Source organism: Luteimonas sp. MC1750 (assembly GCF_016615955.1).
In the GTDB taxonomy this organism is placed as follows: domain Bacteria; phylum Pseudomonadota; class Gammaproteobacteria; order Xanthomonadales; family Xanthomonadaceae; genus Luteimonas.
Genome location: NZ_CP067113.1, coordinates 1,936,622 through 1,960,114 on the forward strand (window position 1 = coordinate 1,936,622; position 23,493 = coordinate 1,960,114).

The 23,493-nt window shown below is 64.4% G+C and carries 20 protein-coding genes; 9 read left to right on the forward strand and 11 right to left on the reverse strand.

Going from position 1 to position 23,493, the window contains the following annotated elements:
• Nucleotides 1-63 precede the first annotated feature (63 nt).
• Together JGR68_RS09065 and JGR68_RS09070 are read right to left on the reverse strand one after the other, a co-directional pair.
• On the reverse strand, nt 64-366 hold the full coding sequence (locus JGR68_RS09065; protein WP_199361768.1) for a hypothetical protein: 303 nt from the start codon (nt 364-366) through the stop codon (nt 64-66).
• Nucleotides 363-2,750, reverse strand: a complete 2,388-nt coding sequence (locus JGR68_RS09070) for a M66 family metalloprotease (protein ID WP_199361767.1) — start codon at nt 2,748-2,750, stop codon at nt 363-365. Before JGR68_RS09070 ends, JGR68_RS09065 begins: the two co-directional genes overlap by 4 nt.
• A gap of 183 nt (nt 2,751-2,933) precedes the next feature.
• Here JGR68_RS09070 and JGR68_RS09075 point away from each other — a divergent pair, with 183 nt between their 5' ends.
• Nucleotides 2,934-4,097, forward strand: coding sequence for a beta-eliminating lyase-related protein (locus tag JGR68_RS09075; protein WP_199361766.1), 1,164 nt, complete (start codon nt 2,934-2,936; stop codon nt 4,095-4,097).
• 121 nt (nt 4,098-4,218) lie between these two features.
• Here JGR68_RS09075 and JGR68_RS09080 read toward each other — a convergent pair whose 3' ends face one another.
• From JGR68_RS09080 to JGR68_RS09090, 3 genes are read right to left on the reverse strand one after another with little or no spacing between them, the layout of a single operon-like run.
• Nucleotides 4,219-4,413, reverse strand: a complete 195-nt coding sequence (locus JGR68_RS09080) for a hypothetical protein (RefSeq protein WP_199361765.1) — start codon at nt 4,411-4,413, stop codon at nt 4,219-4,221.
• On the reverse strand, nt 4,382-4,912 hold the full coding sequence (locus tag JGR68_RS09085) for a nucleotidyltransferase family protein (protein ID WP_199361764.1): 531 nt from the start codon (nt 4,910-4,912) through the stop codon (nt 4,382-4,384). Before JGR68_RS09085 ends, JGR68_RS09080 begins: the two co-directional genes overlap by 32 nt.
• Nucleotides 4,840-5,625 (reverse strand): alpha/beta hydrolase, encoded by a 786-nt coding sequence (locus JGR68_RS09090; protein ID WP_234446476.1) that lies wholly within the window; start codon nt 5,623-5,625, stop codon nt 4,840-4,842. Before JGR68_RS09090 ends, JGR68_RS09085 begins: the two co-directional genes overlap by 73 nt.
• A gap of 235 nt (nt 5,626-5,860) precedes the next feature.
• Between JGR68_RS09090 and JGR68_RS09095 the strand changes: the two genes are divergently transcribed.
• The gene (locus tag JGR68_RS09095; RefSeq protein WP_199361763.1) at nt 5,861-6,235 is read left to right on the forward strand and encodes a hypothetical protein; all 375 of its coding nucleotides are present in this window, start codon (nt 5,861-5,863) and stop codon (nt 6,233-6,235) included.
• Between the two features lie 227 nt (nt 6,236-6,462).
• Here the strand turns inward: JGR68_RS09095 and JGR68_RS09100 are convergent, their stop codons facing one another.
• Entirely contained in the window at nt 6,463-7,287 is an 825-nt protein-coding gene (locus tag JGR68_RS09100) for an alpha/beta hydrolase (RefSeq protein WP_199361762.1), read from the reverse strand.
• Between the two features lie 110 nt (nt 7,288-7,397).
• Nucleotides 7,398-7,766, reverse strand: a complete 369-nt coding sequence (locus tag JGR68_RS09105) for an STAS/SEC14 domain-containing protein (protein ID WP_199361761.1) — start codon at nt 7,764-7,766, stop codon at nt 7,398-7,400.
• A 291-nt stretch (nt 7,767-8,057) separates the two neighbouring features.
• Here JGR68_RS09105 and JGR68_RS09110 point away from each other — a divergent pair, with 291 nt between their 5' ends.
• A complete protein-coding gene (locus JGR68_RS09110; RefSeq protein ID WP_199361760.1) occupies nt 8,058-8,843 on the forward strand; it encodes an oxygenase MpaB family protein in 786 nt (261 codons plus the stop codon).
• 75 nt (nt 8,844-8,918) lie between these two features.
• Here the strand turns inward: JGR68_RS09110 and JGR68_RS09115 are convergent, their stop codons facing one another.
• Complete coding sequence (locus JGR68_RS09115; protein ID WP_199361759.1) at nt 8,919-10,004, reverse strand: hypothetical protein; 1,086 nt, start codon at nt 10,002-10,004, stop codon at nt 8,919-8,921.
• 176 nt (nt 10,005-10,180) lie between these two features.
• On the reverse strand, nt 10,181-11,077 hold the full coding sequence (locus JGR68_RS09120; protein ID WP_199361758.1) for a restriction endonuclease: 897 nt from the start codon (nt 11,075-11,077) through the stop codon (nt 10,181-10,183).
• A 352-nt stretch (nt 11,078-11,429) separates the two neighbouring features.
• On the opposite strand from JGR68_RS09120, the gene dcm reads away from it, so the two are divergent.
• The 6 genes from dcm to JGR68_RS09150 are packed head-to-tail and all read left to right on the forward strand — an operon-like array spanning nt 11,430 to nt 17,951.
• Nucleotides 11,430-12,665 (forward strand): DNA (cytosine-5-)-methyltransferase, encoded by a 1,236-nt coding sequence (gene dcm / locus JGR68_RS09125; RefSeq protein ID WP_305067842.1) that lies wholly within the window; start codon nt 11,430-11,432, stop codon nt 12,663-12,665.
• Nucleotides 12,666-12,667: 2 nt separating this feature from the next.
• Complete coding sequence (locus JGR68_RS09130) at nt 12,668-13,120, forward strand: very short patch repair endonuclease (protein ID WP_234446477.1); 453 nt, start codon at nt 12,668-12,670, stop codon at nt 13,118-13,120.
• Nucleotides 13,098-14,480: a type II restriction endonuclease gene (locus JGR68_RS09135; protein WP_199361755.1), complete on the forward strand. Its 1,383-nt coding sequence runs from the start codon at nt 13,098-13,100 to the stop codon at nt 14,478-14,480. The genes JGR68_RS09130 and JGR68_RS09135 overlap by 23 nt, the downstream gene beginning before the upstream one ends.
• A gap of 30 nt (nt 14,481-14,510) precedes the next feature.
• Nucleotides 14,511-16,412 (forward strand): hypothetical protein, encoded by a 1,902-nt coding sequence (locus JGR68_RS09140; RefSeq protein ID WP_199361754.1) that lies wholly within the window; start codon nt 14,511-14,513, stop codon nt 16,410-16,412.
• On the forward strand, nt 16,402-17,232 hold the full coding sequence (locus tag JGR68_RS09145; protein ID WP_199361753.1) for a hypothetical protein: 831 nt from the start codon (nt 16,402-16,404) through the stop codon (nt 17,230-17,232). Before JGR68_RS09140 ends, JGR68_RS09145 begins: the two co-directional genes overlap by 11 nt.
• Nucleotides 17,229-17,951 (forward strand): DUF6339 family protein, encoded by a 723-nt coding sequence (locus tag JGR68_RS09150; protein WP_199361752.1) that lies wholly within the window; start codon nt 17,229-17,231, stop codon nt 17,949-17,951. The genes JGR68_RS09145 and JGR68_RS09150 overlap by 4 nt, the downstream gene beginning before the upstream one ends.
• Nucleotides 17,952-18,066: 115 nt before the next feature.
• Here the strand turns inward: JGR68_RS09150 and JGR68_RS09155 are convergent, their stop codons facing one another.
• The gene (locus JGR68_RS09155) at nt 18,067-19,614 is read right to left on the reverse strand and encodes an HNH endonuclease signature motif containing protein (RefSeq protein WP_199361751.1); all 1,548 of its coding nucleotides are present in this window, start codon (nt 19,612-19,614) and stop codon (nt 18,067-18,069) included.
• Between the two features lie 215 nt (nt 19,615-19,829).
• Nucleotides 19,830-23,426: a methylmalonyl-CoA mutase family protein gene (locus JGR68_RS09160; protein WP_199361750.1), complete on the reverse strand. Its 3,597-nt coding sequence runs from the start codon at nt 23,424-23,426 to the stop codon at nt 19,830-19,832.
• Between the last annotated feature and the right edge of the window lie 67 nt (nt 23,427-23,493).

Below are 23,493 nucleotides of genomic sequence, written 5' to 3' on the forward strand. Positions count from 1 at the left end.
GAGCGCCATGAGGCCACGGGGCGTGAACTGGACCCGCATGCGGATGGAGGTGGAGGATCACCACTACTCCCCGACCACGGCAAAGAAGATCTGGCCTTCATACCTGTCGTCCCAGCTGCCGCTCCAGTCGCGCAGACCGAACGTCGACGTGACCCGGACCAGGTTGCCGATGACAACCGCGTCCAGGCGCACGTCCAGGTTGCCCAAGTGATGGTCGCCGTCATTGGGCGAGAAGCTGACGTTGAACCCGGTCAGGATGGCCGCGGCCGATGAGAGCGGCACGCCGACGTCGACGTCGGTCGTGACCTGGCGCGGGCCCGAGCCATCGAAGCGGTTGAAGGTGGCGTTTGCGTTGCGGATGATCATCGCGGCTTCTCCTGGCAATCGTCGCGGGGTTGTTCGTGTCTGGCACAGGGGTCGGCCTGCGGCGGACGCCTGGCGGGCGGAGGCTCCTTGCGCCCGACGACGGACACGTCGCGTTCCGCCTTGCCCGCGCCGGCATTGACCGCGACCACGCGCACCACGCGCGCGCCCGCCGCCAGCAGGCGCGTATCGAGCGTCTCGCCACGCCCGATCTCTCCGCCCTTCTCGTCAAACCAGCGGATCTCCGCCCCGGGCAGCGACCGGCCCAGCCGGTCGACCGCCCACGCGCGCACGATCGGGCCGTCGGTGTCGGGCACCTCCAGTACAACGGGCGCCTCCTTGTCCGGATCACGGCGCTTGCGCAGTTGATCCACGCTGGTCTCCTCGATCGCGGTGGCCAGGCCATTGCTGGCCAGCACGCGCACCCGGAGCGGGCGACGCGCGCTGCGCAGCCGCGCCGGTATCTCGATCTCGCGTGCGGCTTGCCGGGGCGCGATGCCACGCCAGGCGCCCGATTCGTCCTGCCAGTGCACCAGGTAGACCAGGTCGCGCTCGTCCTTCGCCGACCAGCGGAGGATCGCGCGATCCTTGTCCTTGTATTCGACGCCCTCCACGTGCAGCACCGGCGGTTGCGGGATGTCGAACGCGGCGATTTCCATGTCGCCCTCGTAGACCACCAGTTTGCGCGCGCGCAACGGATCCAGGGGAACCTCCGCGGCAAGATGCTGCGGCCAGCAGTCCGCCCCGCAGTGGAAGCAATCGCCGTGCAGCACCGCGCACGCGCGTGGCTTTCCATCCGCGTCCCTGACCTCCACGCGGAAGGGCGTGGCGCGGCTTCCCCTGAGGCGCCGCTGCGCCGGATACGTGAACACGTGCGGGATGGTGACTTTGCGGTCGTGGTCGATGTGGGCCTCGAGCTGCATCAGCGGCACCGCCTTGCCCGACCATTCCGCGCGCGGTTGCGGGCGATGGATGGCGGCATGCAGGGCCGAATCGAGGCTGCGGACGGCGCTCGCGCCCTCCACCGGATCGGTGCGCGTCATCAGGCCGGCATAGGTATACGGGCTGACCCACTTGGTGCCCGAGTAGCCCATGATGTCGTGCGCGCTTGCCGGGTCGAAGACGCGGTTCGCGGCGGGGTCGAACCCGAACTCGCCCACGCTGTCGGAATGGAACAGCGCGTAGTGCGGATAATCGCCGTCCTGGTTGGATGGGTTGCTGCAGCGGGCACTGTCGTCGCAGGGCGCATGCTTGCGGCCGTAGGCATGGCCGGCCTCGTGCGCCGCGGTGCCCATGTCGCCGACCACGCCTGAACCCACACCGCCGCCACCGCAGCCAACGAAGTTCCCGAAGTTGACCCCCGTCGGCAGCAGGCCGTAGTACAGATCGTCGGAATCCCCGCGCAGGTCCTTCAGGTTGGAGTTCAGCGCCTCAAACCCGTCGCCGCAGCCGTCGGTATCGGTGGTGACCATGTCGTCGGAGAAGTCCATCGCGGTATAGCCGGACAGCAGCACGTCACCCACGGGGAACAGGCGACGGGTGAGGTCGAAGGTACCGAGCACCGTGGTCGCGTCCGGTGCGGGCAGGTCCATGCCCTGGCCCGTGTAATGGATGCCCACGCCGAATACGCGCATCGGATTGACGTCCACGAAGCGCAGGCTGCGCCGCACGAATGCCGACGCTTGCCCGGGGTCGGTGCTGGCGAACACCCGGCAGCGGATATCCACGCTGCCACGGCACCACGCACCGGGAATGGAGAAGTTCAGCGTGTGCCCGGCCTCACCCCGGTCGATCTCGCTGTCACGGCGCGGCACGATGGTGGCGATGGGCGGCAGCAGCAGGACATTGCTGCCGATGCTGACCTCCAGCTCGCCGGAAAGCCGCGCGATGGCCGGCAGCGCCGGCTCGGCGCCGAAGTCCACGTAGACCCGCACGCCGGTCGCCTTGCCGCCGACGAGGGAGATGGCGTTGTCCGGCAACACGTGGTCGGCGTCGAGGTGCTGCGCGCTGCGGAACGCCTGGGTTGCCTGATTGAGCTCAATCCCCGTGATCTGCAGATCGCCGCGGGGCGGCGGCAGGCTGGCGTCGACCAGCTCCGCCAGCACGCTCGCTTCCACGGTGCCCGCGTAGTCGTCATCCCAGTCGCCCGACCAGTCGCGCAGCCCGAAGGTCGCGCGCACGGTGACGACGTTGGCATTGACCTCGGTGGCCAGCTGCACCTGCAGGCGCCCGAGGTGGTGGTCGCCGCCGCGAAAGCCCGCGGAGTAGCCGGCCAGCGAGGCGACGGCTGCGTCGACCTGCCGGGGGAAGACGATGGTCTGCTCGGCGGTCCGAGGTCCGCTCCCGCGCATGCGCGGGAAGTTGAGCGAGGCGCTGCGAATCTCCATCAGGGGGCTCCGATAAGGCATGGCTCCACCCGACCGACCTGGTGAGTGCTGCCTGCCTGAATCCCCTGTTCAACTGTTGCAACGGCGGTACGGCAAGCGTGCGGCCACGGTGAGCTGGGCGCGACCTTCGCTATGCTTCATGCGAGGCGTCGCTGCCGCCACGCCCTGCCCTGAGGACTACACATGGATCGTCGCCGCTTCCTTGGCGTCAGTGGAGCTGCCGCCGCGTCACCGATGCTGGCCGCACTGGGCGCACCCGCCACGGCAAACGCCACTTCGACATTGTTCAAGCGCGTGAGCTTGGCGTCCGACGGGCTTGGGCTCAGCCCCGCCGAGTACGCAGCACTGCTGGGCGAGGTCGTGGCGGAGGACGGTTTCGAACCGGACTACTACTCACAAGGCGGCGTCATCCGTGAGCTGGAACTCAAGTTCGCCCGGCTCCTCGGCAAGGACGACGCGATCTACCTGCCCACCGGAACGCTGGCGAACCATCTCGCGGTGCGCAAGCTCGCCGGGGACGATCGTCGCGTGCTGGTGCAGGCGGAAAGCCACCTCTACAACGACAGCGGCGACTGCGCGCAGACCCTGAGCGGGCTGAACCTCGTCCCCCTCACCGAAGGCGGTAGCACCCTCCCCGTCGATGAGGTGGAGCGCTGGCTGGCGCGCTCCGACAGCGGCCGGGTCGAGACCCGCGTCGGCGTGATCGCCATCGAAACGCCGGTGCGTCGGCGCCATCACGAAATGGCCGACTTCGATGAACTCCGCCGCGTCAGCAACCTCGCCCGCGAGCGCGGGATCCGCCTGCACCTGGATGGCGCGCGGATGTTCAACCTGCCCCTCCACTCGGGCAGGAGTCTCAACGAATACAGCGCGCTGTTCGACACCGTGTACGTCTCGCTGTGGAAGCACTTCAACGCCGGGTCCGGCGCGATCCTCGCCGGGGATGCCGGGTTCATCGAAGGCTTGCACCACCAGCGGCGCATGTTCGGCGGCGCCCTGCCCCATGCCTGGCCGGCGGCCGCGGTGGCCTTGCGCTACGTCGACGGCTATCTGGAAGACTACGCAAAGTCCTGGCAGGTCGCCGACCGGGTTATCGCGTTGCTGCAGGACGACAGCCGGTTCTCGTTCGAGAAGCTGCCGCACGGGACCAGCCGGTTCTTCATGACAGCGACAGGTGTCGCGCCGGACCTCCTCCGCGAACGTCTCGCGAAGCAGGACGTTGCCCTGTCCCGCGGCCATCCGGACACCGGCCGGTTCGCGATGGAGGTGAACGCGACACTGCTTCGGGTATCGGCGGAAACGCTGGCCGGGAGGTTCATCGCAGCGGCTGGTGCTCCAATAGATTGATCAGAGCGGGAGCTCGACTCACCGGGTTTAACAAGCTGCATCCTGATTCAACGATGCCGGCATAGAGCTTGATAACGCTTTGGCCTGTTGAACCCTGGCTCACCCTCCTGCGCACATCCGACTACAGCAGGAAGCGGCCACGGGTCGGGCCGGGCGGGCGCGCATCGCCGGCGGGGCGCAGCATCCTCACCACCTCCATGAGGTCGAGCCACGCCTGGATCGGGTCTGTCGGCGCCGGCAGCCGCTGCACACCGCCCTCGCCCACCAGGACGACGCCGCGGCGATCAACCCCGGACTTCGTCGATGAGCGCTTCAAGCAGATCCTCCCGTTCGAACAGACGGAAATACGTCGTCAGTGCCTCGTGATCGAGCGATTCGTGGTGGGCGCGCAGCAGGGCACGGATGTCGTCCAGGTCGCGGGTCCGGGTCGGATCATTCACGTAGGCCTGGAGCTTGAACGCCACCAGACCCTCCGCGCTGATGACCCGCAGCCGTCCCATCGGGGTATCCCGTTCACCGGCGGCCGCCAGCAACTCCCGGGCAATGGGGCGGTGCGCGTACAACAGGTCGAGGCCTTCCTCGCCGCGCAGGTAATTGGCCGCGTCCACGCTGCGGTGGACGCACTGGTAGCCCAGCTCCAGCAGGAGTCCGTGCAACCGGTCGGCATCGTCGGCATCCACCAGGAAGTCGACGTCGCGCGTCGCACGGACGACATTGTGCGCGGCAAGCGCGAGCCCGCCGATCAGCGCCGGAGGCGTCTGCAGCCGGGTGAAGGCGACGAGGGCTTCCCTGATCTGGTCAAGCAGGCTGGCCATGCGGGCATCGTAGCGCAGCAGGCCGCCGCGGCGTCTGGCACCGTGGAGTCGGCAACGCCGTCGAATGCCGGCCGCGGGAGAGCGACCGGTACATCGGGCATCACCCTGGGCGTCGCCGCCTCGGCACTGTCGAGCTGGGCGACGAGCGCGCGGTAATCGGCGGCCATCGCGAGCGGCAGCATCGACAGCAGCATGGCGTCGTAGGCCTGCACGCGGGCGGGGTCGGCCTGTCGGAAGGCGTGGCGTTGCCCCATCGTGGTCGGGTCCACCAGCACCAAGCCCTGCACGCGGTCCGGGTGCTTGCGGGCGAACTCGCTGACCAACAGCCCCCCGTAGGAAGGGCCCACCAGCACGACCTTGCGGCCCGGCGCCAGCGAGGCGATGACGGCGTCGAGGTCGGCCAGGTGCTCATCGATGGTTTTCGCGTTGCCGTCGGTACCGGAGTCGCCAAGCCCGGCACGCCCGTAAGCGATGCAGCGACATTCGGGGCCCAGCCCCTCGATCACGGCCTTCCATGCCACCGCGCCCTGTCCGAAGCCGGACTCGAAGACCACGGCCATGGGCCCCTCTCCCTGCACCTGCGCATGGAGCGTGTAGGCCGCGCGCGGCACCGCCACCTCCGCCGCGGCGGCCGGCAGCGTCGCCACCACCACGATGGCCAATGCCAGCGCCCATGCCTGGACCCGCACCCACATACCCGTCGACTGGCTCATTCCAAATCCCCCGGTTGATCTCCGGCCCGAGACGGGCCGGACGAGAAAGCCTATCGCCGCTGGGCACGCGGCCAGCCAGCGACCAGGCCGCCGCCGGGACGTGCAATGACAGCCTGAACTCGATGCGGGCCGATGGATACGGGAACACGACGCTGGATCGCATCCAGGTAACGGACGCGCGCGTGGACAGTGGGCGGTACATGCAGCCGAGGACCGAGACGACGCCCTCGATGGCGTGGCCCAGGGCTGGAGCGAAGGGTCCGTCGTCTACCTGGGCGATGGCATGCGCGGCGTGCGCGAATCCGTGAACCTTCCGACCCCCGCGGCCGGCTACAACGATCTGGACACCGGTGATGTCAATGGCACGACCTGGACCTCGACGGTCGCGATGAGCTGCAACACCACGGTCGACCTGGCCCTCGATGTCCCACTGGAAGACACCGTATTACCAGCGGCTGCGCTTCATCCGTGCGGGCATTGCACCCTCCGGCAACTTGCGCGTGGCAACCGCAACAATGGCTGCCGCGGAGAGCAGTGTGCAGGTCACCAGTCCCGTCAGCGCCACCAGGCCGCGGGGCGTGAACTGAGCCCGCAAGTGCATCGACGCTGAGCCCACGCGCGCGCGCAGGGAAGCGGCGTTGCGCGAATGGCGTTCCAAGCCAGGCGTTCCATCGAGGTTTCGACCTTCGGTCATCGTCGGGCTCCATCATGCGGAGCGGGCATGGTCGGTGGGTTCCTGTGAACGGACGGACTAGGGGGCGGCCCGACCGCGCGCCCCTCTGCTGCTTCGGGACCCGCAGTTGCGCTTGCTCGGGTCGGACCAGCCACCGGATGGTCCTACGGCGCCGGCCCAGGATCGGCCAGGAAGCGCAGCGCGGTTTCTTCAAAGGCCTTCGCGTTGCTGTCGAAGATCGGGACGTGGCCGCCGCCCGGCACGATCCACAGCTGCGAGACCGGTATCGATTCGTACATCCGCACCGGGATCTGCACCGGGAAGAAATCGTCGCGGTCGCCATGCACGATCAATGTGCGCGCCCTGATCTTCGCGAGCTCGCCCGGCGAGAGGTCGATATCGTCGTCGTTGTGCTGGAAGCCATTGAACTGTTGCAGGAGGTGATCCACCTGCGCCTGCCCGCGGACCGCGCAGGCAGTGAAGAACGCAAGGACCTCCGGCGGCATGTTGCCGGGCGTTCCGCGCATGATTACGCGCGCCTGCTCCGGGAACCCGTCCGCCGCGCCGATCACCGCCATCGCCTTGAAGCGCTCCGGCTCGCGGACCGCTGCATGCAGCAGCGTCATGCCGCCGGCGCTGATCCCCATCGCCTTCACCTCCCCCAGCCCCAGATGGTCCAGCAGCCCCAGCAGGTCGCCCGCTGAATCCTCGAACAGGAAGGGCCCTTCGAAACCTCCCGAGCTGCCGTGTCCGCGCAACTCCATGGAGATCACGCGGTACTGCTTCTCGAGTGCGGGCAGGACCGACTCCCACACGGTGCTGCAATCGCCGAAGCCATGGATCAGCACCAGCGGTTCGCCGCTGCCCGACTCGACATAGGCGATGTCGACACCATTGACCCGCACCACGGCGGGCGCAGCCAGCGCTGCCGACGACAGCAGGCACAGGCAGGCCAACAGCGCCGAGAACAAACCGATTGCAGGCTTCATGGGACGGCTTCCTGGTCCATAAGCCGGGTACAACGAGACGGCCCGTGCGCCCCGGCCAATCCCGTGCTGCAGCGCCGTGGCGGGTACGTTGTCCGACCGGCCGACGCGGCTCAGCCTTCCCGCACCCAAGCCAGCGCTTCTTCCCGCTCTGCTGGCTTGAACACCCGGTAGCTGACGAACGGCAGCAGCGCGCTCTCGATCCGCGTGCCCGCGCGTACCCAGGCCTGGTCGGCGACCACCGCGACCCGCCCGAAGCGTCGCAGCTGGCCGAACAGAGGCATGGCCCGGGCGATGTACGCGCCCAGACCGGAGACCTCGATGGCATCCAGCGAACGGGTTTCCACGAACACGTGCACCGTGTCGTGCGCCGCCAGGCAGGCATCCAGCCGGTCCATCACCGCGACAAGATCGGCGCTGGTGATGCGGTGCTCGATGGACACCGCGATGACGTTGTCGGCGCTGGGGATGAATTGAAGCATTGCGACCCTCGAATGCCGGCCGCGGAAACCGTCCCCGGCCGTTGCATGTGGATCGACAGGTTAAACGGGACGGCTGCGGGAAAGCGGTCGGCGTATTGTCGGAGGACGCCACCAGCCCGGCGGGCGCATCGTGGGCCTGGTGCGCCCGCGGGCACACATCGCGCCCTGACCGGCGGCTAGACTCCGACCATCCCCTTCCGATCGAGGCAGGCATGCGCATCCTGATGACGGGCGGCACCGGACTGGTCGGCCCGATCAACCGGGTGGTCGCTGCCTACAACGGTGGGCGGGTTGCGTAGGGAGGCGGCCCCAGGGCCTGCCGCCGACCGCGTCACCCTCGCCCGCATCAACCGCGAGGCCTACATCTACTTCGGCGCCGGCGCCACGGTGGCCTGGCAGATGGCGAACCCCGGCGTCGGCCGCGGCGTGGCCGGGCACAGTGCCACCCTGGAGCGCCCGCTCGAGCGCCTGCGCGCCACCATGGCCTACGTCTACGCCGTCACCCTGGGCAGCGACGCACAGCGCGCGGCCGTCGCGCGCCACGTCAACCGCGCGCACGTGCCGGTGAAAGGCCCGGGCTACAGCGCGTTCGACACCGGCCTGCAGCTATGGGTCGCCGCCACGCTCTACCGCGGCGCGCTGGATGTGTTCCACCTCTTCGAAGGGCCGGTGCCGGAGGCCGATCGCGATGCCCTCTACCGCGAGGCCTGGGCGTTCGGCCGTACGCTGCAGGTCGACGACAGCCGCTGGCCGCCCGATGCGGCCGCGTTCGACCGCTGGTGGCACGCGCAGCTGGCGCAGCTGTCCGTCGACGACGACGTCCGCCGCTACATGCAGGCCGTGCTGCACGGGGGCCACGCGCCCTGGTACCTGCGCCCGGCCATGCCGTTGCAGCGTTTCGTGACCCGCGGCTTGCTGCCACCCCCACTGCGCGCGATGTACGGCCTGCCGTGGAGCGCACGCGACGAGCGGCGCTGGCAGCGGTTCACGCACTGGGCGCCGAAGGTCTACTGGAGGCTCCCGAAGGTGCTGCGCCACTGGCCGGCGAAGCATTACTTGGCGCAGGTGGGGGACTGAGGTCGAAGGCGCGCGACTGGCCCTGCTGACGAACGCGCGCTCGGCATCCGCGAAGCTGAATTCAAGTGACAAACCCTACCTCAGCTTCAGCTCACTCCGGTCCCTGAGCACCAGCTGCGGAATCCCGTCCCTCTGGCCGACCTCGGCGAACGCGCAAACGTCGCGGCCTTCCAGGCCCTGCTCAAGCAAAGCGAGAAACTCGGAGCGCGTGTCCTGCCAGATCACAAGGTCCACCCGCTGCCGGGAAGGGAACGCTTGTCCCATCGTGATGAACACCGGCCGCCCGCGCACGTCATCGCGAATGCCGACCCGAACCACGGGTCCCGCTATCGCGACCACCTTGCCTACATGGTCTCGGGCCATCCCCCAGGGAAGCGGTTGCTCACAGGAGCTGCCTGCCAATGAAGGCGCAGGCTGGGCACGTGCGGCTGCTGCCTGATCATTCGACGGGACGCGGCCTTGGAACACCAGGACCAGCACCACAACAAGCAGCAGCGTGAACGCCCAGATCGTGGTCTTCATGATGTTTGTCTCCCTCTCCAGCATCTTGACCTGCAGCTGGGCCTGCTCAAGCTCCTCAAGCCGCCTGCTCTCTTCCTGCGACAGCTTCCGGGTCTGCCTGGCCTGCACCAGCTCCGCCTTCAGCAGCTCGAGCTCCTTGCGCTCCTCCCCGTAGCTGGCGCGCTCCTCGGCAACCTTCAACTGCTGCGCCGTCTCGAGCTCACGGATTCGCTGTTCCAGGCTTCGCGAATGTGACTCCTTCGATCGCTCGTCGCGAAGCAAGAGGCCGAGCAGCTCCGCGCACCGCAGTGCGTTGTCCCTTACATCCACGTTCGCGAACCGGATCACCCGCCAGCCCTGGGCCACCAGGCTTGCCTGCCGCCGCTGCCAGTCCAGGAAGTCGCTGCGCGACATCCCGTAGCCGGTGCCGCGCTTGTCGTACCCGTCCACCTCGATCGCGATCCGGACCCCCTCTCCTTCCTGGATCACGAAGTCGCAGTATCGGGTTCGTCCGTCATCGTCCATAAAACGGTACTGGGCGCTCAGCGCGCGGAAATCGAGTTCTCTGACGCGCGTCAGGACGTTCTGGACGAACATCTCTTCGTACAGGCTGTCCTTGAGGTGGTGCCCGTTGCGGGCCAGCCAAACCGTGACATCCACTGCGTCCCCCTTGAACGCTGCCGACTGGGTGGATTCTCTCTCATTCCGCACGGTGGCGGCCCCGCCATGCGCACAGGCGTGGTCCTGTGCAGTGCAAAATCCGATAACTGCTGCCGAGAATCGACTTCATCAAGCGGGTGTCGGCGGTGTTCGAGATTTCGCGGTAAGCCGACGCGCTACTGGAGCACGCTTCGGCGGCGAGGATCTTCCGGGAGTTCCGGTGTAGAGGCTCGGAGGATTTCCATCGATTCCGCGCTGCGCCGGCGCTGCTCCTCGATCTCCTGCGGTGTGGGCAGGTGGATCGTGGCTGTCGGCGGCGCCGGGGTCGGGGACTCGCCCACCAGCGTCGAGGCGGCAGGGCTCTGCTGGGTCGCCCGAGTCATGGAAGCCTGCGGCTGTACCGGCGCAACATTGCGGATGGCGCGCTGCAGAGCCGCGCTCATGAAGAACAGAAGCGCGATCGCCAGAATGAACTTGATCAGGATGGCGGCCAGCCCGGACCACGCGCCGGCGGCAAAAATCGACATTCCGCGTCGCTTTCCGCCGCCGCGGATCCGGTCCTCGGCGGCGGACACTAGGCGCTCCGCGGCCCAAGCCCCGAGCGAGCCGGATGTTTTCTTCCAGCCATCGTCCTGCCCGTCCCGCGCCCATGCCCCGGCGCCTGACTGACTGAAGCGCACCCCCAGCATTCTGCGGAGATCGTCGCCATCCACCAGCTGCACATGACCGTGTCGCGTGGCGGCCTCGATCGCCGCGCGGGTGAATTCGCCGCTGGTCACCACGATTGCACCGGTGGCCTGCTCGTTGACCATGATGCCGAGCAACTGGTGCACGTCGTTGTGCGGGACCTGATAGGCGTTCCAGTGCTTGCATTGGACGAGGATGGTCTCGCCGTCACGCCGGAGCCGGAGGTCGACCCCGCCGTCGAAGCGCGCAGCGCGACCACCCGTGCCGCAGTGCTCCACGGTATAGCCTTCGCTGCGGTAGTAGTCCGCCAACAGGTGTTCGACTCGGGCCCAGTCCTCGCCGGCCAGTGCATCGTTCCGACGGTCCCTGACGCGTTTCAGGACCATGGCCTATATCTCCGTTCCGGCTCCCCTCTGCTGATAGCAGATGGCGTGCCACCGCCCCCACGCTCAGGGTCACTGTGGCCGCGGAGGGCCCACCCATCAGTGCTTTCGCAGCCGATGAGACAGTCGCACTGCAGCATCCAGCTCGCCACGAGGCCCACGAGAAATGCATGGGATGAAGCACACACATTCCCGCATGACCGCAGTCGCTGCCGCGAAGCGGCTCTACCCGAGAGCCAACGGCTGCCTGCACAGCTCTCCTCCCTGCCACAGCAGCTGAGGGCGCCCATTCTATTTGCCCTTCCCCCACGGGACATTTCGAGACAGAATGTCCCCACGTTTCCCGGAGTGCCCCATGGACGTCTACGCCCTGCTCGACCGCGCCCTCAGGCAATTCAGTCATAAAGAGGTCGCTCTCGCGCTCGGTGTGGACCCCAAGACCGTCCGACGGTGGCAGGTCCGCGAAACGGAGCCCAAGCCGTACATTGCCGACGCCATACGGCAGCGGCTCCTGCCCTTGGGGGAGCCCGCGTCGGGGCCGGCCGCGTTCCGCTTCATCGACCTCTTCGCAGGCATCGGAGGCATCCGCATCCCATTCGAGAATCTGGGCGGACGCTGCGTCTTTACCAGTGAGTGGGACGCCTACGCGCAGAAGACCTACGCAGCGAACTTCCACGACGGGCCGGAACACATGTTCGCCGGCGATATCACCCAGGTGGACGAGAAAGAAGTGCCGGACCACGACGTTCTGCTCGCCGGTTTCCCCTGTCAGCCGTTCTCGATTGCCGGCGTCTCCAAGAAGAACGCGCTCGGGCGGCCGCACGGCTTTGCCGACAAGACGCAAGGCACCCTCTTTTTCGACGTGGCCCGGATCATCGCCGAAAAACGCCCAAAGGCCTTCCTGCTCGAGAACGTGAAGAACCTCGTCAGCCATGACAAGGGGCGTACCTTTTCGACCATCATCGACGTACTGCAGAACGAGCTCGGCTATACCGTCCACACCCGCGTGATCAACGGCAAGCATTTCGTGCCGCAGCATCGGGAGCGCATCATCATCGTGGGCTTCCGCGAGCAGGTGCCCTTCAATTGGGACGACCTCGAACTCCCACCTCTTGCGGACGGGCCGAAGCTCGCCTCGATCCTCCACCCGCAGGATGGTTCGGAAGTGGACAGCGCCCCCTACACCGAGGGTGTCAAGGGAAAAGTGCCTGACCGTTACACGCTCTCGGACAAATTGTGGGAGTACCTCCAGAACTACGCGATGAAGCACCGCGAAAAAGGCAACGGCTTCGGCTTCGGCCTCGTCACGAGGATGGACACGGCGCGCACTCTGTCCGCGCGGTATTACAAGGATGGATCGGAGATCCTGGTGAATCAGGGAGTGCGGAAGAACCCGCGCCGGCTGACGCCACGCGAATGCGCGCGCCTTATGGGTTATGAAGACACATTCCGCATTCCGGTGTCGGATACGCGGGCGTACAAGCAATTCGGCAACTCGGTAGTTGTGCCGGTGATCGGTGCGGTGGCGGAAATGATGGTGCCATGTCTGGCCGCGATCGCCGAAGACCGTCCCGAGCGTCGGGTGGCCTGACTTTGGCGGACATCATCGGCCCGGAGCAGCGCTCCGCGCTGATGTCACGCATCAAAGGGAAGGACACAAAGATCGAACTGGAGGTCCGACGTGGCCTCCACGCTATGGGCTTCCGCTACCGGCTTGGCGGGGCGGGACTTCCGGGACGGCCGGACATCGTTTTGCCAAAATATCGCACCGTTGTCTTTGTGCACGGTTGCTTCTGGCATCGGCACGACTGCTACCTGTTCAGGTTGCCCAAGACCCGGCCAGAGTTCTGGAGGGCGAAGATTGACGCCAATGCTGAACGCGACGGACGGAAAGAGTCCGAATTGATCGCATTGGGCTGGGGCGTGGAGACGATATGGGAGTGCCAGTTGCGCGGGCTCTCGACGGACGCGCGTGACGCCGTCATCATTGCGTTGGCAGAACGCATTCGGAAGGGGGATTCGAATGGCGAAGCAGGGGATGCTTGAGCTGGGAGAAAGCGGCCGCGTCGCTGAAGAAGCTGCGGACGGCTCTCCGCTCTGGTGGACGATCCAAGCGCTCGCAACTGACAGCGACCAGCTTCTGGTCAAGAAGCTGGCCCGCAACGACACGTCGTGGGCGGATGATCAGGGCAAACACCAAGCGGGGCTGTACATCCCCGTCGAACTCCGGGATTCCGGATTCTTTCCCCCGCTCGAGGCAAGCAATCCAGACAAGCCGCATATCTTCGTTGCCGGCATGGACGTGCTGTGGCCCCAGACCGGCGAAGTCACCCGCTCGAACCTCCGTCACTACAGCAACAAGGGACCTGAGACCCACCTCACACGGCTCCTCAAGGATCTTTTCCGTGAGCTGACACCAGCCTCGCTCTTTCTTGCAGGGAGGCTGACCCGTCCGACGGCAACCTGCAGCTGGTGGGCGGTGGTTTTGGATTCGGCAGGCGACGAGGCCGAGCTGCTTGAAACCCTGCTGGATCTTCCGGTCGACTTCCATCACGGGCTTTTCCGCGCCGACAGCTTCGGCGCGGCGCGCCGCGCAAACCAGGATGAGCTGGAGGGCCTGATCGAACAGTTCCGATCCGCGATCCGGAATGGCACCCTTCATGAACTCGTGACCACGTACTCGGTGATTCCCGATCCGGGCACGATTGCCAACCAGGCACGCGACGAGTGGCTACGCGCGAACGGCCGGGACTCCTTCGATCCTTGGCAGATAAGCGCGCCGGGCGACGCCATCATGAAAATCAGCCGGGAAATCGAGTACCGACTCTACCGGGCGCACGAGTTGAAGCGTCGCGCCTCGGAGTTGCTCGCGATTCTCGTCGGCGGCGCCGACCTGGCCTCGACCGTGGTGCGCAAATACCCCGACATCGATGCCATCCTCCTGAGCGCAAGCCAGCAGCGGAAGACACGGGCCGGCCGCTCTTTCGAGCACCACATCGCCGCGGCCTTAACAGCGGGAAACGTGCGCTTCCAGGAGCAGGCGGTAACGGGTGGTCGACGCCCGGATTTCGTATTGCCTGATCTCCCCACGCTTCGCAAAAAGGGAAGGGATCGGTCAGACGCGCTGGTGCTGGCTGCAAAAACCACCTTGCGCGAGCGATGGAAACAGGTGTCGAGCGAGCAGCTCAATTGCGATGTCTATCTGGCCACAGTTGACGACCGCGTGGCACCTTCTGCCATCCAGGAAATGGCCGGACTCGGGATCCGACTTGTAGTGCCGGAATTGCTCAAGAGCAGCGATGAGGCGTTCTACAAAGGGCAGGATAATGTGCTCTCTTTCAGGGAATTTTTTGACCGGTCGATCCGCAGCGAACGTCCAGCTCTGCTGGGGCCGCTGGAGCACTGACAGCACACACTGACGGAACAGGGGGTTCCAATGACACTCGAGTGGAGATTCCTGACCAATGAGGGGCAGGAGGAGGAAGGTCTCGGCCATGCAGGCATCGAGACATTCAAAGGGTCGCCGTACCCAGGCCTCGCGCGGGAGAGCGCCCAGAACAGCCTTGATGCGTGCCTGAAAGCTGAAGATGGCTCGCATCGGCCCATCAGGATGGTCTTCCGGCAGCAGTTAGTTCCCCGGGACACAATTCCTGAGGTGGACATGCTGCAGCAGACTCTGGACGCTTGTCTCGCAAGGTCCAAAGAGCGCGGCATCCGCAAGGACGCGGTCTTCTTCGATATCGCGACCAGCGCCCTCCGGGAGCGCTCGGTCAGCGTGCTGACCGTCGAGGACTACGGAACGACCGGCCTACTAGGTCCGTCCGTGGCCGGAAGACCGTTCCACGCGCTGGTGAAGGGGTCCGGTGTCAGCCAGAAGAGCAGCGCGGATGCCGGGGGCTCCTTCGGCATCGGCAAGAACGCCGCCTTCGCCGTGTCGCAGCTGCGGACCGTCTTCTACTCCACGCTTTATCAGGAAGGCACGGGCCTTTCATACCTGGCGCAGGGCAAGGCAATTCTTGTCTCCCATACCGACGCGCGAAACATCGAGAAGCGCGGGATCGGGTACTGCGGCCTCAGTGACTTCCAGGCTGTGGAGAACCCGCAGGCACTTCCAACCTGGCTGCATCGAACGGAACCAGGGACCACTGTGGCCTCCCTCGGCTTCCAGCATGAGGACGGTTGGGAATGGCAGATGGCGGAATCGCTTGTCCGCAACTTCTTCGCCGCTGTGCAGGAAGGCAGTGTGACGTTCGAGGTCATCCGCGAGAGAGGCCCATCGATCGGGATAACGCCGGATACCCTTGAAGCACTGTTCGCGCACGAGGCGATCCGGAAGGCGGCTGAGGAAACCGGCTCCATATCCGACCTCTCATTCGCCTCGGCCATGTACCAGGCTCTGACTTCTCCTGAAACCAAAGTTTTCGAGGAGAACTTTGGCGCATTCGGAAACTTCAGATTCCGGCTTCTCGAAGGAGCGGGGTTGCCCAGAAGGATCGGATTCCTTCGCAATGGGATGTACCTCACAGACCACCTGCGACATTTCACTCATCCCCTCGCCCGCTTCAGTCTGTCGCGTGACTTCATTGGAGTCGTCGAGCCGCTCGATGTTGCCACAAGCGGCCGGGTGCGCGACCTCGAAAATCCGCGTCATGACGAACTGTCCGCGGACAGGCTCGACGACACAAAAGCGAAAGCGCTGGCGAAGACCAGCATGAGGAAATTGGGCACGTGGTTGCGGGACGTCATCCGGGCGGAAACCTCAACTCCTCCCGAAGCAGAAATGCTGCTGGACGAGATGAACAGGTTCTTCTCGTCTCCCGAAACCGGCAAGGAAATCCAGGACCCGTCCAACAGCCAGACGAATCCTGAGCGGATCAAACTGAAGACGACGACTTCGGCTCGGCGCCGCGTCGGCAGCGGCCCGGACGGAGACAGTGGATCCGCTGGCGGCCAGAAGCAGAAGGGGTCAAAAGGTGGCAAAACAACGGGCACCCGCGCCGGTCGCGGGCGCGGCCTGCATGGAGGGCGCGGCGGCAAGGCGATCAGCTTCCGCGGATTACGCAGCCACATCCCGGATCCTGCGTCGACGAGCTTCCGGACTATCAGCTTGGAATCGGACGAATCCGGTCTTGCCCGACTTGAAGTACTTCTGATCGGTGCGGCAAGCGATGAGCCATTGGACATTGTCACGCTCAATAGTCACAAGTGCGCCAAGACGCCGTCAATCCACTTGAACGAAGGCGAAAGAAAGACTGTGACAGTGGAGTTCGCAGAATCTTACACGGGCCCTATCCGTGTGGTTCTCACCAAGGTGGAGGAGGCTCCCAATGCTGATTAGACCTTCTACCACCTTCGCCCACCCCATCCTGTCGCCGCACACCGAAGACTATGGCGACCGCACCTTCGACATCACGATCGATGTTGGAGAGGCGCCCGACGCCGGTGCCGTAGAGCTCAAGGGCGCATGCACTCTCGATGACGAAGCCGTGCGGCAACTGGTGACTACTCAGCATGCGACGCTCGGCGTCGTCGTAGAGTGCCTCGAAACTTACTTTCAGCGCTTCTTTCCGGTCGGACTTGAAGCGTTCTCGCTGGATTTTCCATACGGCGAACTTCGCGGCCGGGTAGCTGTGCAGGCGGTGCTTGCCGCATCTGAAGATAACGTACCCCTCGAATCGGATTCCATTCCGGAAGACTATCCGCCGCACACGAGAGTGGTGCGCAGAGGCGACGTCATTGCCGTAAGCACAATCCACACATTCGAGGCCGGTCTCGACAAATTTCTGCCAATGGAATCCATTTTCCATCTGGTCTCCAGCGAAAATGTCGGAGAGGGCATCTTCCTCGTCGAGTTGGACAACGAGGCGATCCGCATCGAGGTGAATCCAAAGCTTTACACCATGATCTACGGGATCCGCGGAACCAGCATGCGCGACATTCTGCTGCCCTCACTCTTCCTGCCGGCTGTCATGACTGCTCTCGATGCGATGCGCAACTCAGGCTATGAAGCGCACCGATGGCATCGGGTAATCGAAGCGCGCTGCAGCAACGAAGGAATTGTCATCGATTCCGGTACAGACCTCGCGTTTGCTGCCCAGAAGTTGCTGGACGCCCCACTGGGGCTGCTGCAGGGAATGTTCAAGGAAGGGGAACAATGAGCAAGCTTATGTATGTTGGCCAACAGACGGCCGACTTCCTCGCGGACAACGTTGAGGAGCATCTCGAGCGCTACCTTGAAGGCAGCTTCGAAGATCTTGAGGCGACTGGGGACTGGCGGATCCCCCTATCGATCTCCGCGGATCTTGGGCTGCTTTCCGAATTGATTTCGGACAGGGGCCATGAGGCGGAGGTCGATAACTCACTGATCGTTGGACGCGCGCTATCCCAGCTGACCCCCTCCCTCGCGAGAGAGAACCGGATCTGGGTCAGGCTTAGCCATATCGAAGGTCTTGCCTACTCGCGCGCGCGCTGGCTGTCAAATATCGCCGAATCGAAGCTGGCGGCAACGATCCGCACACACTTCTTCGCGTCTACTTGGACGGGATGTCGAGATGACCACGCTATTGCGCGACTCTGGTGGAATCACCAGATTGCTTCAATGCTCATCCCGGACGACCCCGCGGCCGCCTTGAAGCTCATCCTTTCTCGTGCGGACCTCAGGGCAAACTTCGTAGAGCGTCCAACAGTAGGCGCCCGACTCCCTTTGGCCCAAGGCATCGTCCGAGAGCTAGCAAAGAATGAAGCCTTGAGGGCGTCGCAAGAGAGATTTCGGACCTTCATAAAAACCCTAAACGCGCAAGGTGCCGGGAAGTATCTGGAAACCTGGCGAGAGGAGGAAATCGATGCGTTTGTTTCGGGGTGCGATCGTGCCGCATAAGCTTGCCCGGCCGGTAGACACCCCAAGACCTACGCCAACTGCTTTCCAGAGCCATTGATTTGACAGCCAACTTCCCGACAGCGGTGGCGCCGACACCTTCGAGCCCTTGCTCCCTCTATTTCAGGGTACTTAGCAACTTTTTGTCGTTGTAGTCGGGAAATTCATCCGCTACGTTCTGGATTGTATTACTACGCATAGCCCTGAGGTGACTAGGCTCCTCAGTGGACCATATCGGCCAGCTGCAAAGGGTCTCTATCACTGTGACGACGTGACTTCTCTGCGTCTCGTCCATTTCCTCAATTAGAAGTGGCTTCTTATCACCGATCTTCGTAAGTATATAGCGCAGGGAGGGGATCAGGATCTCGTTCATCCACCAGCCAATCGAGCCTTGCTGAAAAAAAGCATCGGCGCGTCTCTTCTGCGTTTCACTTCCTGGCTTATTCCAAGTTGGAGGAAGCATGAACTCCGCGATGCTGTTAAGAATAAATAGAATATTCGAGCGCTCAATGTCTCGAGCATTCGAAGAGTCCATATCAACTTCCAGAGGCTGCTTATACACCAAGGGAGCGATGATCTTCTGGATGACAATTTTGTCAGATGTCGGAGCATCTTTTGTTCCAGGACGCACGGCGGCACTTAATTTGTTGTCCTGATCGAAGAAAATGATTCCCAGCAAATCGTCAAAATACAGCCCCTTGACAACCTTCTTTTCCTTCGTTCCCTTCTGGCTCTCTATCAGCCCCTTCTCAGTCCGAATCTTACCTGCCTGCGCAACATAACCATCTAGGTATCGCTGCATGACGTCGCTGATCTTAGCAAGCGTGTCTGATTTGGTAAGCGGTTGCTTTTTGATTTCCTGCTGAATCTTTATGACTAGAGCCTGGAGCATGTCGATTGACGGCTCGACGTAGACCTTCATCTGCAGATGCTCGCGGCCAAGAAGAATCTGCGCAGTAGTCTTGTGTTGGCCGTCGAACTGAAGAAGCTTGGCTGATTTCAGATTGGCAACCAGCCGGCAGTTGCTTGGCTCATGAACAGGGCGCTCCAAGAAGTCGACTGCCAGCTTTCGCACATGAGCGGGCATAATCTTGCGGGGTTGAATCTGGGTGTCATTAAATATGTATGAGGTTGGCACCTCAGCGAAGAAATACTTTACTCCGGTGGCCGGATCTGCCCAGAGCGGCACTTGCAGTTTTTGGCTTCCAAAGCCAACCTCCGCACGATCGCCGCCAATTTCCTTATAGGAGATTGGTTGTCGACTATAAGCAAGGAATGTATCAAGGACCTGGTCAAAGTCGATGGCTCCCTTTTGAGCGGCGAGACTTTGAAACTTCGCTAACGGTTGCGCAACGTTGAAATCCAAATGTTGTCGCGACGAGTTGCACGTACGATGTGCCAGATAAAGATTGGCAAGCTCGGTCCTTCCGCCGTCGGTTTCTGCAATTCTATGGTCTGGAACGATTGAATCTAATGCGTCTGGGTCGAGAGCATTTCCGCAAAGCGCACACATTCCCGCAGATTTCCCCCAGAGGTCCGTGCTCGCGGTCGGGCGCTCCAGCTCCGGCAGCTTTGCCATCATGGATTTCGACAGCGCAAACGTTTTCTTCTCGGCGGACTTGTCGCCTGATTTAACGGGCGCGATTTTTGCAGACTTTTTCGTCACGGGCTTCTTCCAGAAAACGGGTTAGGTTTTGGACATATAAAGCAGCGACCGGCTATGCATCGCAAACCAGTTAGAACCAAATGATTCGTGAGCCTCCGTGCTCCGACTGGCAAGTAAGCTTTAGAAGTACCCGCATGCCGGTGCGCCAAGGACCGTGTGCAGGCTGGGGGCTTTAGCAAATCCGGCGCCCTACTAACTCGCGTCCGGACGTGTCGCTACATATTCCGTCGATACTCCCCACCCACATCATAAAGCGCATGACTGATCTGCCCCAGGCTATGCGTCTTCACCGCCTCCATCAGCGCCTCGAACACATTCCTGCGCTCCCGCGCCGTCTTCTGCAGATAACCCAGCCCACGCCCGTCATGCGGCTCCGTCGCCGCCGCGGCATCATCCTCCACCACGTGCGCATGCTCGGTCTCCCCGACCGGCGCCAGCACGTTGCGGGCCGTCTGCCACAGCCGCACGTTCTCGATCTGCTGCCCCTTCTCTTCTTCCGTTGAGCGGATCAGCTCGATCTCGGTGGTCACTTCACCCGCGTGCTCCTTCGGCAGGAAGGTGTTCACGCCCACCAGCGGCAGGCTGCCGTCGTGCTTCTTGTGCTCGTAGTACAGGCTCTCTTCCTGGATCTTGCCGCGCTGGTACATGGTGTCCATGGCGCCCAGCACGCCGCCGCGCTCGCTGATGGCTTCGAACTCCTTGTACACGGCCTCTTCCACCAGGTCGGTCAGGTAGTCCACGGCGAAGCTGCCCTGCCAGGGGTTCTCGATGAAGTTGAGCCCCAGCTCCTTGTTGATGATCATCTGGATGGCCACGGCGCGGCGCACGCTCTCTTCGGTCGGCGTGGTGATGGCTTCGTCGTAGGCGTTGGTGTGCAGGCTGTTGGCGTTGTCGAACAGGGCGTACAGGGCCTGCAGCGTGGTGCGGATGTCGTTGAACTGGATCTCCTGCGCGTGCAGGCTCCGGCCGCTGGTCTGGATGTGATACTTCATCATCTGGCTGCGGTCGTTGGCGCCGTAGCGCTCGCGCATGGCGCGCGCCCAGATGCGGCGGGCCACGCGGCCGATCACGGTGTACTCGGGGTCCATGCCGTTGGAGAAGAAGAACGACAGGTTGGGCGCGAAGTCGTCGATCTTCATGCCGCGCGCCAGGTAGTACTCGACGATGGTGAAGCCGTTGCTGAGGGTGAAAGCCAGCTGGCTGATCGGGTTCGCCCCGGCTTCGGCGATGTGATAGCCGGAGATCGACACCGAGTAGAAGTTGCGGACCTTCTGGTCCACGAAGTACTGCTGGATGTCGCCCATCATGCGGAGCGCGAACTCGGTGCTGAAGATGCAGGTGTTCTGCGCCTGGTCCTCTTTCAGGATGTCGGCCTGCACGGTGCCGCGCACGGTGGCGAGCGTCTCGGCCTTGATGCGGGCGTAGGTTTCGGCGTCCACCAGCTGGTCGCCGGTCATGCCGAGGAAGGCCAGGCCCAGGCCGTCGTTGGTGGGCGGCAGTTCGCCGTAATACTTCGGACGCTCGCGGCCTTCGAAGAAGGCCTCGATCTTTTGTTGCGCCTCCGCCCAGCGCGCGTCGTCGGCCTTCACGTACTTCTCCACCTGCTGGTCGATGGCGCAGTTCATGAACATCGCCAGGATCATCGGCGCGGGGCCGTTGATCGTCATCGAGACGCTGGTGGTGGGCGCGCACAGGTCGAAGCCGGAGTACAGCTTCTTCATGTCGTCGAGCGTGGGGATGTTGACGCCGGAGTTGCCGATCTTGCCGTAGATGTCCGGGCGCGGCGCGGGGTCTTCGCCGTACAGGGTGACGCTGTCAAACGCCGTGGACAGGCGCGCGGCGGGCTGGCCCACCGAGAGGTAATGGAAGCGGCGGTTGGTGCGCTCGGGCGTGCCTTCGCCGGCGAACATGCGGATCGGGTCCTCGCCGGTGCGGCGGTAGGGATACACGCCGCCGGTGTAGGGGTAGCTGCCCGGCAGGTTCTCCTTGCCCAGGAACACCAGCAGCTCGCCCCAGCTCTTGTAGGTGGGGGCGGCGATCTTGGGGATCGGCTGGTGGCTGAGGGATTCGCGGTAGTTCTCGACGCGGATCGCCTTGCCGCGGACCTGGTATTCGGTGACTTCGTCGGTGATCGACTTCAGGCGCGCCGGCCACTCGCGCAGGTTGCGCAGGTTCTCGCTGGTGAGCGACTGGACGGCGTCGTTGTAGCGCTGGCGCAGCGTGGCGAGTGAGCGGTCACCCTCCACCGTCAGGTCCTCGCCGTTGAAGAGGTCGAGGGCCTTGGGCAGCCTGTCGTCGCCCAGTTCCTGCAGCGACTGCCAGAACGCCTGCGCGCGGTCGGCGGCCTCGGCCTGCTTCTCGATCGACGCGTTGATCGCCCTGCCCTGCTCGGCGATCTCGGCCAGGTAGCGGATGCGGCTGCCGGGGATCAGCACGGTGGCGCGGGGCTCGCGCAGCGAGGTGTCGATGTCGGGGCGGAAGTCGCAGCGCGATGTACTGCGCGCGGCCGCACCGTCCGACGCCGCGCCAGCGCCGGCCTCGGCCAGGGCCGGCACCTTCTCGCGCAGCAGCCGGCACAGGTTGGCGAACATCCAGCTCACGCCGGGGTCGTTGAACTGGCTGGCGATGGTGGGATACACCGGCACGTCTTCGTCGGCCGTCTGGAACGCGACGCGGTTGCGCTTCCACTGCTTGCGGATGTCGCGCAGGGCGTCTTCGGCGCCGCGCTTGTCGTACTTGTTGAGCACGATCAGCTCGGCGTAGTCGATCATGTCGATTTTCTCGAGCTGGCTGGCCGCGCCGTAGTCGCTGGTCATGACGTACATCGGGAAGTCGACCAGGTCGACGATCTCCGAGTCGGACTGGCCGATGCCGGCGGTCTCCACGATCACCAGGTCGTAGCCCAGGCCCTTCAGGAAGCCGATGCAGTCCTTCAGCACGGCATTGGTCGCCACGTTCTGGCGGCGGGTGGCCATGGAGCGCATGTAGACGCGGTGGCTGCGCAGCGAGTTCATGCGGATGCGGTCGCCCAGCAGCGCGCCGCCGGTGCGGCGGCGGGTGGGGTCGACCGAGATCACCGCGATGCGCATCTGCGGGAAGCTGGCCAGGAAGCGGTTCAGCAGCTCGTCGGTGACCGAGCTCTTGCCGGCGCCGCCGGTGCCGGTGATGCCGATGACCGGCGTGGGGCCGTCATGGCCGGCCGCGCCCGAGGCCCACTGCTTGCGCAGCATGGCGAGCTCCGACTCGGAATACACGCCGTCTTCGAGCGCCGACAGCACGCGGCCGATCGCGATCTCGTCGTCCATCGACGGTCGGGTGCTGGCGGGCTCGCGCGCCGCGGCAGCCTGTGCGTCGCGGGCGCCGGACACGCGCTTCACCACGTCCTCGATCATCTCCACCAGGCCCAGCTTCATGCCGTCGTTGGGGTGGTAGATGCGCTCCACGCCATAGGCCTCGAGCTCGCGGATCTCCTCGGGGGTGATGGTGCCGCCGCCGCCGCCGACCACGCGGATATGGCCGGCGTCGCGCTCGCGCAGCATGTCGACCATGTACTTCATGTATTCGACGTGGCCGCCCTGGTAGCTCGACAGCGCGATGCCGTCGGCGTCTTCCTGCAGCGCGGCGCGCACCACGTCTTCCACCGAGCGGTTGTGGCCGAGGTGGATCACCTCGGCGCCCTGCGCCTGGATCAGCCGCCGCATGATGTTGATCGCGGCGTCGTGGCCGTCGAACAGGCTGGCGGCGGTGACGAAGCGCAGCGGCGTGGCTTCGGCGCGGGTGGCAACGGGGGTGTGGCTGGCGGGAACGCTCATCGGGAACCGTCGGAATCCATGGAAAACGGTCCGATTGTAGCCCGCGGCCACGCGCCGCCCGGGCGCG